At 63.8% G+C, this 13,481-nt stretch carries 12 protein-coding genes; 3 read left to right on the top strand and 9 right to left on the bottom strand.

Translation table 11 applies throughout. The annotated features are described in order from the left end of the window. Nucleotides 1–5: 5 nt before the first annotated feature. From BN60_RS09875 to BN60_RS09865, 3 genes are read right to left on the bottom strand one after another with little or no spacing between them, the layout of a single operon-like run. Nucleotides 6–902, bottom strand: a complete 897-nt coding sequence (locus BN60_RS09875; RefSeq protein WP_020695877.1) for a branched-chain amino acid ABC transporter permease — start codon at nucleotides 900–902, stop codon at nucleotides 6–8. 11 nt (nucleotides 903–913) lie between these two features. Next, nucleotides 914–2,854 carry an AMP-binding protein gene (locus tag BN60_RS09870; protein ID WP_020695876.1) on the bottom strand — a complete coding sequence of 647 codons (1,941 nt, stop codon included), beginning with the start codon at nucleotides 2,852–2,854 and terminating at the stop codon, nucleotides 914–916. Continuing rightward, entirely contained in the window at nucleotides 2,851–3,672 is an 822-nt protein-coding gene (locus tag BN60_RS09865; protein ID WP_215905898.1) for an ABC transporter ATP-binding protein, read from the bottom strand. Before BN60_RS09865 ends, BN60_RS09870 begins: the two co-directional genes overlap by 4 nt. A 94-nt stretch (nucleotides 3,673–3,766) precedes the next feature. Between BN60_RS09865 and BN60_RS09860 the strand changes: the two genes are divergently transcribed. Then, nucleotides 3,767–4,621 carry a polysaccharide deacetylase family protein gene (locus BN60_RS09860; protein WP_020695874.1) on the top strand — a complete coding sequence of 285 codons (855 nt, stop codon included), beginning with the start codon at nucleotides 3,767–3,769 and terminating at the stop codon, nucleotides 4,619–4,621. A gap of 1 nt (nucleotide 4,622) precedes the next feature. Here the strand turns inward: BN60_RS09860 and BN60_RS09855 are convergent, their stop codons facing one another. The 6 genes from BN60_RS09855 to BN60_RS09830 are packed head-to-tail and all read right to left on the bottom strand — an operon-like array spanning nucleotide 4,623 to nucleotide 11,335. Continuing rightward, nucleotides 4,623–5,414: a hypothetical protein gene (locus BN60_RS09855; RefSeq protein ID WP_020695873.1), complete on the bottom strand. Its 792-nt coding sequence runs from the start codon at nucleotides 5,412–5,414 to the stop codon at nucleotides 4,623–4,625. Further along, nucleotides 5,411–6,292: a phytanoyl-CoA dioxygenase family protein gene (locus tag BN60_RS09850; RefSeq protein WP_020695872.1), complete on the bottom strand. Its 882-nt coding sequence runs from the start codon at nucleotides 6,290–6,292 to the stop codon at nucleotides 5,411–5,413. The genes BN60_RS09855 and BN60_RS09850 overlap by 4 nt, the downstream gene beginning before the upstream one ends. 12 nt (nucleotides 6,293–6,304) lie before the next feature. After that, nucleotides 6,305–7,483 (bottom strand): CaiB/BaiF CoA transferase family protein, encoded by a 1,179-nt coding sequence (locus BN60_RS09845; protein ID WP_020695871.1) that lies wholly within the window; start codon nucleotides 7,481–7,483, stop codon nucleotides 6,305–6,307. A gap of 21 nt (nucleotides 7,484–7,504) precedes the next feature. Then, complete coding sequence (locus tag BN60_RS09840) at nucleotides 7,505–8,566, bottom strand: ABC transporter ATP-binding protein (RefSeq protein ID WP_020695870.1); 1,062 nt, start codon at nucleotides 8,564–8,566, stop codon at nucleotides 7,505–7,507. Continuing rightward, nucleotides 8,563–10,296 (bottom strand): ABC transporter permease, encoded by a 1,734-nt coding sequence (locus BN60_RS09835; RefSeq protein ID WP_020695869.1) that lies wholly within the window; start codon nucleotides 10,294–10,296, stop codon nucleotides 8,563–8,565. Before BN60_RS09835 ends, BN60_RS09840 begins: the two co-directional genes overlap by 4 nt. A 19-nt stretch (nucleotides 10,297–10,315) precedes the next feature. Continuing rightward, nucleotides 10,316–11,335, bottom strand: a complete 1,020-nt coding sequence (locus BN60_RS09830) for an ABC transporter substrate-binding protein (RefSeq protein ID WP_020695868.1) — start codon at nucleotides 11,333–11,335, stop codon at nucleotides 10,316–10,318. Between the two features lie 94 nt (nucleotides 11,336–11,429). Between BN60_RS09830 and BN60_RS09825 the strand changes: the two genes are divergently transcribed. Together BN60_RS09825 and BN60_RS09820 are read left to right on the top strand one after the other, a co-directional pair. Then, nucleotides 11,430–12,035 carry a class I SAM-dependent methyltransferase gene (locus tag BN60_RS09825; protein ID WP_020695867.1) on the top strand — a complete coding sequence of 202 codons (606 nt, stop codon included), beginning with the start codon at nucleotides 11,430–11,432 and terminating at the stop codon, nucleotides 12,033–12,035. Nucleotides 12,036–12,104: 69 nt separating this feature from the next. Beyond that, nucleotides 12,105–13,481: an MmgE/PrpD family protein gene (locus tag BN60_RS09820; RefSeq protein WP_020695866.1), complete on the top strand. Its 1,377-nt coding sequence runs from the start codon at nucleotides 12,105–12,107 to the stop codon at nucleotides 13,479–13,481.

The following is a 13,481-nucleotide window of genomic DNA, read 5'->3' as shown; positions in this document are numbered from 1 at the left end:
GACGCCTACACGCGCTCGATCTTGCGTTTGCCGAAGATGCCGTAGGGCCTGATCATGAGGACCAGAATCATGAGCACATAAGGCGCGAAGTCCTTGGTGCCGCCGCCGACATAGGGGTCGAGGTAGCCCGCCGCGAGACTTTCGACGATGCCGATGATCAGCCCGCCGACCAGCGCCCCACCGATCGAATCGAGGCCGCCCAGGATCACCACCGGGAACACCTTGAGGCCGACCAGCGCCAGATGGACGTCGACGCCCAGCATGCTGCCCCACACCACGCCGCCCAACGCCGACACCACCCCCGCCATCGCCCAGGCAAGCGCAAAGTAGCGCTCGACATTGATGCCCATGGCCTGGGCCACCTGCTGGTTGTCGGCGACGGCGCGCATCGCCACGCCCATGCGGCTCTTCTTGAAGAACCAGCTGAATGCCAGGAAGAGCAGGATGGCGACCACCGCGCCCAGGACCTGGATCGGCGGCAGGCTGGCCGGCCCCAGCACGATCGGTTCGTCGCCGATCGGCAACGACACCGCCCTGGTCTCGCTGCCGAAGATCACCGGCCCCAGGCCACGCAACATGGCGGCCAGACCGATCGTCGCCATGATCACGGCCACCACCGGGCGGCCAAGTAACGGCCGCAGCACGACACGCTCCAGACCGAAGCCGAAGCCGATCATGACGGCCACGACGATGACAATGGCGGCAACAAGCGGCGCACCTTCAAAACCCAGCACCACAGCCACGATCAGCCCCGCCAGCATCACAAACTCGCCCTGAGCGAAGTTGATGGCGTCGGTCGCCTTGTAGACCAGCACGAATCCAAGCGCGATCAGGGAATACATCAATCCGATCGATGCGCCGTTCAGGACCAGAGCGAGAGCGAATTCGAGATCCTCGGACATCCCCTGCTCCCTCAAGCCGCGCGTTGTCCGGGCCGCGCAGCGCCTGCGTCGTGGAGGGCGATGGTCGAAACGAGCGTCGACCGGCGACCGTCCTCGAACGTGATCTCCATGGTCACGTCGACTTCGCCTTTGCCGCCGTAGAAGGCGTCGACGACATTGGCGTACTTTTCGGCAACGAACCGTCGCCTGACCTTCCGCGTTCGGGTCATCTCCGCGTCGTCGGCGTCGAGTTCCTTGTTGAGCAGCAGATAGCGTTTGACCTGCTGCATATCCGGCAAGGTGGCGTTGGCCTTGGCGATCTCCTCGCCGATCAGAGCCGCAACTTCCGGCTTGCGGCTGAGGTCCATGTAGCTCGTATAGGCAAGACCGCGCTTTTCGGCCCAGGTTCCTACCGTCTGCATGTCGATGGCGATCATCGCCGCCACGTAGGGTCGCTGATCGCCGAACGCCACGGCCTCGCGGATGAACGGACTGAACTTCAGCTTGTTCTCGATGAATTGCGGCGCGAAGGCCGAGCCGTCGTTCAGCTTTCCGACATCCTTGGCACGGTCGATGATGACCAGATGGCCCTGTTTGTCGAAGAAGCCCGCGTCGCCGGTCTTGAGCCAGCCGTCGGATGTCATCGTCTCGCGCGTCACGTCGTCCTGCTTGAAGTAGCCCTGGAAGACATTCGGCCCTCTCAGCATGACCTCGCCGCGGTCGTCGATCTTGACCTCGATGCGCGGGATCGGTCGTCCGACGGTGTTGGGATTGGCTTCTGCGTCCGATTGGCAGGAGATCATCGCCGACGCCTCGGTGGCGCCGTAGACCTGCTTCAGGTTGATGCCGAACGAACGGAAGAAGCGATAGGTATCGGGGCCGAGCGGAGCGCCGCCGGTGTAGCACCAGCGCGCATTGCGCAGTCCGAGCTGGTCGCGCACGGGCCCGTAGACCATGACCTCGCCGACCGCGAGCCCCAGCCGATCCGCAATCGACAGCGCCTCGCCGTCGGAGCGCTTCAGCTCGCAGCGTTCGGCCAGTCCACGGAACAACTCGAAGACCCATCGCTTGAGTGGCGTCGCGTCGCCCGCCTTGACCTGCATCGTGGTGAGCATGTTCTCCCAGATGCGCGGCGGCGCCAGCATCGTGTCGGGCCCCAGTTCACGCAGGTCTCGCTGCACCGTCTCGGGATTCTCAGGGCAGTTGGCAATCAGTCGCGCCATCAACGCCATACCCAGTGTGAAGGCCGCGTCACCGACCCAGGCCATCGGCAGGTACGAGAGCCAGTTGTCACCCTGCTTGACGTCGTTTACTTCGATGAAGGCTTCCGCCGTGGCGATCATGTTGCGATGACTGAGCATCACCCCCTTGGGGTTGCCGGTCGTGCCCGACGTGTAGGCGATCATCGCCGTATCGTCGGCGGAACCCTTGGCGAGTTCGGTCTCGTAGAACTGAGGGTTCGAACTTGCGAAGGAGCGCCCCTCCTCCAGCACGCTTTCGAACGAGCGCAGGATCGGATCGTCGTAGAAGGAAAGGCCGCGCGGATCGTCGAACACGATCCAGCGCAGTCGAGGCAGCTTGTCTTTGAGCGACAACGCCTTGTCGACTTGCTCCTGGTCTTCAGCGACGATTACCGATGTCTCCGCATGGTTCAGGACATAGACCAGTTCCGAAGCGATCGAGTCCTGATAGACCGGCACCGACACGCCGCCCAGCGCCTGCGCGGCGAGTTGCGCAAAGTAAAGCTGCGGGCGGTTGTCGCCGACGACCGAAAGCTTGTCGCCTCTCCGGAAACCCATCGCCGCCAGGCCGAGGGCAAAATCGCGGACATTGTCGCGATAGGCCGCCCAGCTGTACGTCTGCCAGACGCCGCGCGTTTTCTCGCGCATGCCCGGCCCTTTGGGATCTTCCGTTGCATTGCGTTGCAACAGCTTGGGCAATGTCGAGGTTTCGACAGCGTCGACCACGCTCATACCCGCCCTCCGCCCTTGCCCGTCCCGAGATAGGCTTCGATCACCTTGGGGTCGCGCTGCACTTCTTCCGGTGTGCCGGCCGCGATGCGCCGCCCCCGGTCGAGCACAACGACGCGATCGGAGATATCCATGACAACGCCCATGTCGTGCTCGATCAGGACGACCGTGACGCCGCGTTCCTGATTCACGTCGAGGACGTAGCGCGCCATGTCCTCCTTCTCGTCCTGGTTCATCCCCCCCATAGGCTCGTCGAGGAGCAACACCTTGGGTTCGAGCGCCAATGCCCGTCCGAGTTCGACCCGCTTGCGCAGCCCGTAGGCCAGCGCTGCCGTGGGCTGTTTGCGCAGATCCTGGAGCTTCAGAAACTCGATGATCTCCTCGATCGCTTCGCGATGGGCGATGTCCTCCTTCTGCGCCATCCCCCAGTAGATGACGCTCGACAGCACACCGGCCTTCATGCGCACGTGCCGGCCAAGCATCAGATTGTCGAGGACGGTGAGACCGCTGAAGAGCGCGATGTTCTGGAACGTGCGGGCGATGCCCAGTGCCGCAATATCGCTCGGCTTCTTCTGCGTGATATCCCGGCCTTCCAGCACGACCCGGCCTGTGTCGGGCTTGTAGAAGCCCGAAATCATGTTCAGGAGCGATGTCTTGCCGGCGCCGTTGGGACCGATGATGGAAAGGATACCGCCACGGGGCACGTCGAGGGAAACGTCTTGCACAGCAGTGACGCCGCCGAATCGCTTCGACACCGCTTCGACCACAAGCTGGCTATCGCCCTCATGCGCAGCCATGCGCTGGGCGGACGTCCCCACCATGAACCCTCCCTAAACTCAGACCTCTTGTTCGCTTATAGTTGTAGGCATCATGCAGATTCCGTAGAGCGGACGCAACCTGCCGGGAGTTCGGTCCATGCCACGTCACATCGTCTGTCTTACCTTCGACCATGACCATGTCTCCGGCCTGATCGCCCGCGGCATGACTTCCCCCACGGCGATTTCACGCGGCGAGTACGACATCGTGGTCATTCCGCGCCTGATCGCCCTGCTGGAGCGCTACGGAATCAAGGCGACCTTCTTCACGCCCGGCCATACGATCGACAGCACGCCGGGGGCCGTCACGCCCTATGTGGAAGCCGGACACGAGCTTGCCCATCACGGCTGGACGCATCGCCTGCCGGTCAACCTTTCGCGCGACGAAGAGGAAGAGGAGATCGTTCGCGGCAACGAATCGATCAAGCGCATCAGCGGACGGACGGCGCGCGGCTATCGCTCCCCGGCCTGGGATCTCTCCCCTCACTCCATCGATCTGCTGCTGAAGCACGGCATCCAGTACGACAGCTCGCTGATGGGCAACGACTACGAATGCTACTATGCCCGGCAGGGCGACGTTGCCGAGCTGATGAAGCCGCTGGTGCGCGGCCACGAGACCGCGCTGGTCGAGATGCCGATCAGCTGGTCGCTCGACGACTATCCCGCCTTTGAATATATGCGCCTGCCCAATGGCTCCGTTCAGCAGGGCCTTATGAACGCGACGGCCGTACTCGAGAACTTCGTCGACGATTTCACCTACATGACGCGGGTCTGCGACTACGGGATCCTGACCTACACCTTCCACCCGCATGTCATCGGCCGCGGCCATCGCATGATGATGCTGGAGCGCCTCATCCAGCGTCTGATCGAAGGCGGCGCCGTCTTCATGACCATGGAGGCCGCCATGCAGGACTGGCTGGCGCGACGACGCGGTATCGCCAAGGCTGCGGAGTGACCTAGGGCAACGAGCCGCGCGCCACCCGAATAGACCGGCAGATCGTCACCATCTTGCCAATGGCGTGATCGACGAAAGCCTGCACGCTCTTCTCGATATCCGTAGCCAGACGTGGCCGCTCCGCCACGACCGCCCGGGCCAGGACCGAGGCTCCCGCTCGCGCCGTTGCCTGGTTCGCCGCGATGGAGCGATCGAGCGAGCCGTCGGCCTGAACGGGTGCCAGCGCCCCTTCGATCCGCTCCAGAAAGGACGGTGCGTGGGCGAGATGCCTGTACATACTGGCAAGGATCAATGGCTGCGAGCGGTCTCCGAACTTGTTCAGGCGCAGCACGCGCGCCCAGGTCTCGGGGGCGACGTCATCCTGCACGGCGAGCTTGGGCAAGGTGACATCGGGAGCAACCAATCGCGGCCCCGGCTCCGCCGTACCTGTGGCGGCGGCTTCGCCGCGCAGCCACACCGCGAGCGCCGCTAGTGCGAAGAGATTTATGGTGTTGGAATGGTCGTAGCTCGCCAGCACGGCGTCGACGCTGGCCGGCTCGTCGCCCGCGAGCGAGCCCAGCCGCGGGAGCTGCATCTTTTGCCTGAAGCGAACCGCCGCGGTATCGGCCATTCCTTGCAGATAAAGCGGCTTTACCGCCGTCCAGGCCCAAGGCAGTGCGCCGTCCATGGTCGCGAGATGGCGCCAGACGAGGTTGACGACCCTGACGCCTACGGTGCTGCGGATATCGGCAAAGAGGTCGGCGACTTCTCCCGTCGCCGTCGCTTCGGCAACGGCCGGAAACGGATCGTTCACTCGGCCGCCTGCTTTGAGTCCTGGCCCAGCACGGTGAAGAAGGAAGCGGTCTTCGGTTGCTTCGGCAGCTCGACGAGTCCTTCCTTCAGGCGAGCGAACCGCGCCTCCTTGCCGCGCACGATGCGGCCCTCGTTCAGGCTCGGCATCGGGTTGCGCGCGATCGGCACCGCGTCGGCGGCCGTATAGACGCAGATGTAGAGGCCGCGCGACTTGTCCGCCCCGTTGGCAGCCGAGCCGTGCAGCAGCCGTGTGTGCATCAGGCAGACGGCACCCGCCTTGCCGACGCAGGGCAGCGACTGCGCCAGGGCCTTCTTCTCCTCGTCGGCCGCGACGGCCCCCGTGAAGCGCTCGCCCTCGAACAGCGAGAGCACCGGCCCCTTGTGCGAGCCAGGCACGACGGTCAGGCAGCCGTTGCTCTCGTCGATATCGTCGAGGAACAGCAGCGCCGTCACGATGTCGTCGTTGGTGTGCGGCGTGTAGGCGAAGTCCTGATGATAGTTCACCTCGGTCTTGGCGCCGGAGAGCTTGAGGTTGATCTTGCAGTGGTGGAACTTGACGTCCGGTCCGATCAGGTCGGCGACCATGTCGACCATGCGGGCGTCGAGCATGACCTCGCGATAGGCGTCGGAAATGTCCGAAGGATTGTTGATACGCCGCAACGCTGGCTTCTCCGCGCTGTGCTCGGCGCCCATGTCGAAACGGGCCCGGCCATCTACCGTCGGCGGACCGAACGGCGCGGTGTGCACCCGGCTCTCTTCCACCCAGCTCGCGATCTCGCCCTTGAGGGCGGCGAGTTGGGCCGGTGTCACAGCCTCCTCGACCATGAGGTAGCCGTCACGCCAGAACGCATCTCTTTGTTCCTGTGTCAGCACCGTCATGGTCGCCTCCTTCTAGACAACGCCGCGTTTGCGGAAATCGGCGATGGCCGCCGCGTCGTAGCCGAACTCCTTCAGGATGGCGTCGGTATGCTCGCCCTGCTCCGGCGTCGCCGACTTCATTTCGAACGGCGTGCGGCTCATGTTGATCGCCTGGCCGATCAGCTCGATGTCGCCGAGCTTCGGAGACTTCACAGGATGCGCCATCTTCAGGTGCTTGACCTGTGGATCGGCGAACATCTCGTCCATCTTGTAGATCGGGCCGGCGGGCACGCCCGCCTTGTTGAGCTTCTCGACCAACTCGGCACTGCCGTAGGTCGCAACGCGCTTGTCGATCTCCGCGTTCAGGGCATCGCGATTCTTCGCGCGTCCCTTGTCGGTGCTGAACCGCTCGTCGGTCATCAGCTCCGGCGCGGCGATGCACTCGCAGAAGCGCTTGTAGATGTGGCCGCCGGAGGCCGCGATGTTGATGTAGCCGTCCTTGGTCTTGAAGACGCCGGTCGGGATCGAAGTCGGGTGGTTATTGCCGGCCTGGCCCGGCACGTCCTTGGCGATGGTCCAGCGCGCAGCCTGGAAGTCGCACATCGAGATCATCGCCTGCAGCAGCGAGGTCGAAATCCACTGGCCCTGGCCCGACGTCTCGCGCTCCAGCAGAGCGATCAGGATGCCGATGGCGCAGTGCAGGCCTGCGCCCACGTCGGCGACGGCGATGCCGGCACGGACCGGACCCTGCTCCGGCATGCCGGTGACCCACATCAAGCCGCCCATGCCCTGGGCGATCTGGTCGAAGCCAGCACGCTCCGCATAGGGGCCGTCCTGGCCGAAACCCGAGATCGATCCCAGGATGATCCGCGGGTTCACCTTCTTCAGGCTCTCGTGGTCGATGCCCAGGCGGAACTTCACGTCGGCCCGATAGTTCTCGACCACGACGTCGGCCTTCTCGACCATCTTCATGAAGATGGCCTTTCCGTCGGGTTCCTTGAGGTTGAGCGTCACCGATCGCTTGTTGCGATGCAGGTTCTGGAAATCGGGTCCGTGGCGCGGCCCGCCCATGTCCATCTCGCCGGCCGATGGCGGCATCTCGATCTTGATGCAGTTGGCGCCCCAGTCGGCCAGGTAGCGCACGGCGGTCGGCCCGGCGCGCACGCGCGTCAGGTCGAGGACGGTGAAGCGGGAAAGCGGTCCTGCGGTCATGCTCTCACTCTGCGTTGCCAATTACTCGACCCGTACCATGGCGGCGGGATCGATCTCCAGCCAGACCCGGCTGCCGACCTCGAACACCTGGCTCGGGGCGGTCGAGACGCGGATCTGCTTGGACCCTGCCAGGGGACGCACCTGATAGTCCCAGTACTCGCCGAGATAGGAACGGCTGGCGATCTCCGCCTCGACGGCCAGAGCCTGCCCGGAGGGCTGGGCGGTGGCCAGCCCGATGGCCTGCGGTCGCAGGGAATAGAGCAACGCGCCGCCGCCATTCACCCCTTCCAGGGCGCCGGCCTTGGCTGTGAAACCGTCGAACCGGACCTCGTTCCCCTGGTGAGCCCCTTCGAGGAAGTTCGTGCGGCCGATGAAGCCTGCGACGAACCGGCTCTTCGGCCGGCCATACAGCGTATGGGGCGCGTCGATCTGCTCGATCTTGCCCTTGTTCATGACCACGATCCGGTCCGACGTCACCATGGCCTCGGACTGGTCGTGCGTCACATAGACCGTCGTGATCTTGAACTCGTCGTGCAGGCGGCGAATCTCGAAGCGCATTTCCTCGCGCAGGTTGGCGTCGAGGTTGCTGAGCGGTTCGTCGAGCAGCAGCACTTCCGGCTCGACGACGATGGCGCGGGCCAGCGCCACACGCTGCTGCTGGCCGCCCGACAACTCTGCAGGATAGCGGCCCTTGAGATTGCGCATCTGGACCACGTCCAGGATCTTGTCGACGCGGCGGTCTATCTCCGACCGTGGCAGCTTGCGGACCTGCAGGCCGAAGCCGACATTCTCGCCCACCGTCATGTTCGGCCAGATAGCATAGCTCTGGAAAATCATCGACATGCGGCGATGTTCCGGCGGCACGACGCCGGATGCAGAGGATATCTGCTTGCCGTCCATCTCGATCGTGCCGCCCGACGGTGGCATGAAACCCGCGATCATGCGCAGCGTCGTGGTCTTGCCGCAGCCCGAGGGGCCCAGCAGCGAGACGAACTCGCCTTTCACCAGTTCGAGGGAAAAATCGGCAACGGCGTCGAAACTGCCGTAGCGTTTGGCGACGTTCTTCAGGACCAGCTTGCTCATGTCGCGTTACGCCTCAGCATGAAATCACGGCCGAGCGCCTTCTGCCCGACCCACAGCAACGGCAGGGTAAGCACCTGCAGGATCAACGCCAATGCGGCGAGACGCTCGAAATTGCCCTCCTCGCTCATGTCGAAGATCATGACCGACGCCACTTTCGTGTTGGGCCCGTAAAGGAAGATAGCGGCCGACAACTCGCGCGTCGCCGGAATGAAGATCAGCAGCCAGGCCCCCAGCAGGTTGCGTTTCAGGAGCGGCGCCACGACGCGGCGCAGCGCCGTCAGACGGCTGCCGCCAAGGACGCGGACGGCCTCCTCCATCTCCGGGTTGAGGCTGCGGATCGCCGCACTGGCGTTGACGTACCCCACTGGCAGGAAACGCGTGGTAAAGGCCAGGATCAGGATCAGCGCGGTGCCGTAAAGCGCCAGCGGCGGCGGCGCGTAGGCGGCATAGAAACCGATGGCTAGCACCACGCCCGGGATTACGAAGGGCGCCACGCAGAGGAAACCCAGGACGCCACCGAACGGTACGAGCTTGCGAGCGACGATGTAAGCCACACCCAGGGTCAGGAAGACAGCCACCGTCGCACTGGCCGCTCCGTAGAGAAAGCTGTTCAGCACCGATTCCATCGCTGTCGCATGCTCGAACAGGATGAAGCGGAAATTCTGCAGCGATATGTTGTCCAGGGAAAAGCCACGTCCCCAGGCTTTCGCAAAGGCCGACTGGATCAGGAAGATGTACGGCAGGAATACCGCCAGTGCCGCGACGAACATCGCATAGCCAAACACGGCCCAGCGCCAGCGGCCGAGCAGGATGGGACGCCGTTCGCCTCCCTTACCCGTCAGTGCGACGAAACCCTTGCGGCGGGTGATCAGACGCTGCACCAGCACCAACAGCACCGTGATACCCAGCAACGGCATGGCATAGGCCGCCGCCACTTCGACCCGCACCGGGTTGCCGAAGAACTGGAAGAGCTGTGTCGTCACGACATTGAAGCGCGCCGGAATGGCGATCATGGCCGGAGAACCGAACAGCGCGATCGCCTCCAGGAAACAGATGATCACGCCGCCCAGGATTGCCGGCAGCGCCAACGGCAAGGTCACCCGCCACATCGTCCGCCATGGGCCCGCGCCCAGGATGTTGGCGGCGTCCTCCATCTCCGACGAGACGAGCTCCAGGGCCGCCGTCGTGAAGATGAAGATATAGGGGAAGGAATAGAGCGCGATGACGACGGCAAGGCCCGTGAAGCTGTAGATGTTGAACGGACCAGCCTCGGCACCCGTCGCCAGCATGTAGAAGCGGTTCAGCCAGCCGGCGTTGGGACCCGCCAGCAAAATCCAGGCGACCGCGCCGGTGTAGGGCGGCGTGATGAAGGTCGCCAATACCAGCATGCGCGTGAACCCGCGGCCGGGCATGTTGGTACGCGCGACCGCCCAGGCCAATGGCACGGCGAATACGCCGGCCAGAAGGGCTGATACTACGCCAAGCTTCAGCGAATTCAGCAGCGCATCGATATAGCGCGCGCGCCCGTAAGCCGTCGCGTAGTTGGCAAAGGTGAATTCGCCCGTCCGCTCCGTCTGAAAACTGGTGATCACCAGGTAGATGAACGGACTCACCACCAGGAACAGCAGGACCGCGATAATCGCGATCCACAGCAACCAGGTTGAATCGAAGGAACCGGCGCGCCCTGGGCGCGCCGGCGCGGCATCGAGAGTAGAAACAGTCACTGTCACGTCGGTTGCCGCTCTCTCGTCAGTTACCGAACGTATCGCGCCACTGTTCGATCACCTCCGGAATGCCCTTGTCTACCTCGGCAACCGTCGGACGGATCACCTTGATCTCGCTGATCGGCTTGGCACCCCGAGGGGATGCCACTTCGGGGCGCAGCGGGATGCCGAAGTGCTTGGCGTTGATCTTCGAAGCTTCGATTGAATAGAGATATTCCATGAAGAGCTTCGCCGCGTTGGGGTTCTTCGTGCCCTTCATGATGGCCGAAGGCGCGATAATCAGCACGGCGCCGTCGCTGGGATAAGACACGGCCAGCGGATTGCCGCGCGCTGCACTGAACAAGGTCGAGCCGTCGGCACCTGCTGCCACCTGCCGCTCGCCGGCATTCAACGCCGTGACCGTATCGTTGATCGAGCGCCCGATCTGCGGCTTGTTCTTCTCCAGCTTCTCGAAATACTGCCAGCCATAGAGCTTCTTCATCGACAGGACCCAGGTTCCGACATAGCCGGAGAAACCCGGATGGCCGGTCGAGACCTTGCCCTTCCACTTGATGTCGAGCAGGTCCTCCCACTTCTTTGGGGCATCCTCCGGCTTCACCTTGGAAGTGTTGTAGGTCAGCACCACCAGTCCGGCCGCGGTCGGGTGGTAGTAGCCGTCCGGATCGAAATTCTGGAAAGTCGGCGAGATCTTCGGCGTCGTCTCGGGGATGTACTTGTCGAGGCGGCCTTCCGCCTTCAGCCGTGCATAGTGGCCGAGATCGGTCGATGAGAACACGTCGCAGATCGTCTGGTTGTTCTTGATGTCCTGAAGGAGACGCTGATAGGCGACCTGCGCCGTCGTGCGGACGACATTGACCTTCACACCGTACATTTCGGTGAAGCCCCGCCCCAGATCTTCCGCCCCTTCGGATGTATAATGGGCGATGTACCAGGTGAGTTCGCCCTCTTTCTTGGCTGCTTCAGCGAGAGCTTTGATGTCCGCTCGCGCCGTTACAGGTGCCAGAAACAGTGCAAAAGCAAGCGCAAGGCGTCCCAACCCCTTCATGATTCCCTCCCGGCTCGTTACTTCATTCCTATTGAAGTGCGATACGATCACACGTAGCGCCACCCGACAAGCTTTAGAGACTCAGAGAACGCGCATGACGGAAAGCCTGCGGTCAAAAAACTGGTCCGCTTACTATCAGCAGCTTCGCGATCGTCCGCCGCGTCGCACATTGCTCGCTGCGCTCGATGCGTTCGGCACGCCACCGACTGACGCACTCGTCATCGATCTCGGCTGCGGCGACGGCCGTGACGTGATCGAGATGCTGCGTCGCGGCTGGCGCGTCATAGCCGTCGATTCGGAACCCGAAGCGCTGCGCCAGTTGCAGGCACGACCGTTGCCGGAAGGCAGCGACGTGACGCCGATCAACGCCCGCCTGCAAGACGTGCCCATTCCCCTCGGTGTTCATCTGGTGAATTCGAGCTTCGCGATGCCTCTCTGCGAACCGGAAGACTTCTTCCGTACCTGGGCACGCATTCGCGAAGCCCTGCCCTCTGGTGGGCGTTTCTCCGGCCAGTGGTACGGGCCGCGCGACAGTTGGGTTGGGCGGCCCGGCATTACCTTTCTCAGCCGCGAGGAAGCCCTCGCCCATCTCGATGGGCTTCAGCTCGAGATGTTCGAGGAGGAAGAAGCCGACGGCGTCACGCCGCGTGGCAACGCCAAGCACTGGCATATCTTCCATATCGTTGCGCGGAAGCCCTAGGGGCAGTCGGCGTGGACAAACGGCCGGCTGTTGGCCGACACTCCCGCACCGCATTCAACGGAGGGAAACATGGCCTCCCCGCAACCTTCCAGCCCGTCGCGCGATGTCCCGGTCACCGCCGAAATCGCCAAGCGAGCCGCCTCTCTCGCCTGGCATGACCTGCCTGGTGATCTCGTGGAGCGCACCAAGCAATGCCTGCTCGACTGGTTTGCCGTCACCATCGCCGGCGCGCAGGAAGAGCTGACGGACATTCTGATCCGCGAAGCGCTCGAAGACGGCGCCAAGGGACCGGCCACGCTCGTTGGCCGTTCGGAGACGGTGCTGCCGTCGGTCGCCGCCCTCATCAACGGCTCCGCCAGCCACGCGCTCGACTACGACGATGTGAATTTCTCGATGGGAGGCCATCCGACCGTTACCGTCGTTCCGGCCCTGCTGGCGCTCGGCGAGCAGATGAAAGCCTCCGGTCGTCTGTTCATCGAGAGCTTCGTCGCCGGCTACGAGACCTCCGGCCGCGTGGGTCGGCTGGTCGCTCCCAGCCACTATCAGAAAGGCTTTCACGTCACCGGCACTGTCGGCTCCTTCTCGGCGGCCGCGGCCGCCGGGCGGATGCTGGGGCTGACCGACGCCCAGCTCGCGGTCGCCTTCGGAATTGCCGCCACCCAAGCCGCCGGCCTCAAGTCGAACTTCGGCACCATGTGCAAGCCGCTCCATGCCGGCACGGCGTCGGAGCATGGGCTGCGCGCCGCGCGCCTCGCCGCCAAAGGCTTCACCGCGCGCAGCGACTCTCTGGAGTGTGACCAGGGCTTCGCCTCGTCGCAGAGCGACCACCTTGAAACCAAAGCCGCGCTGGGCGAACCGCCGCAGGGCTGGCACCTGCGCAACAACCTCTTCAAGTATCACGCCGCCTGCTACCTGACGCATGCCCCCATCGAATGCGCCAAGGAAATCCGGCTGAAGAGCAACTTCCCGCCGGAGCGTGTGCAGAAGATCCTGCTCAGGATCGACTCGGGCGCCGACCGGGTGTGCAACATCCCGCATCCGACGACGGGTCTCGAAGCCAAGTTCTCGCTGCGCCAGACCGTGGCGATGGCGTTGACCGGCGTCGATACGGCCAACCTCGATTCCTACAACGAGGCAGTGACGCAGGATCCGCGGATCAAGACCCTGCGCGACAAGATGGCGATCGAATTCAAGCCCGGCTGGACGCATTCGTTCGCCGAGATGGCCATCCAGCTCGACGATGGCACGACGATCGAGGTCGCGCACGATTCCGGTATCCCCTGGGCCGATCTCGCCAAGCAGCGCCAGGCGCTGGAAACGAAGTTCGACAGCCTGGTGACGCCGCAGCTCGGTGCGCCGGGCACGCGTCGGCTGCACGACGCCATCGAGCGTGTCGACAGCCTCGCCGACATCGGCGAGCTGGTCCGCGCCTCGGCCAAAAGCTAA

It is taken from the genome of Reyranella massiliensis 521, assembly GCF_000312425.1.
Lineage (GTDB): Bacteria > Pseudomonadota > Alphaproteobacteria > Reyranellales > Reyranellaceae > Reyranella > Reyranella massiliensis.
The sequence above is the reverse complement of the archived record's forward strand: the minus strand, read 5'-3'. Positions and strand labels throughout refer to the sequence as shown.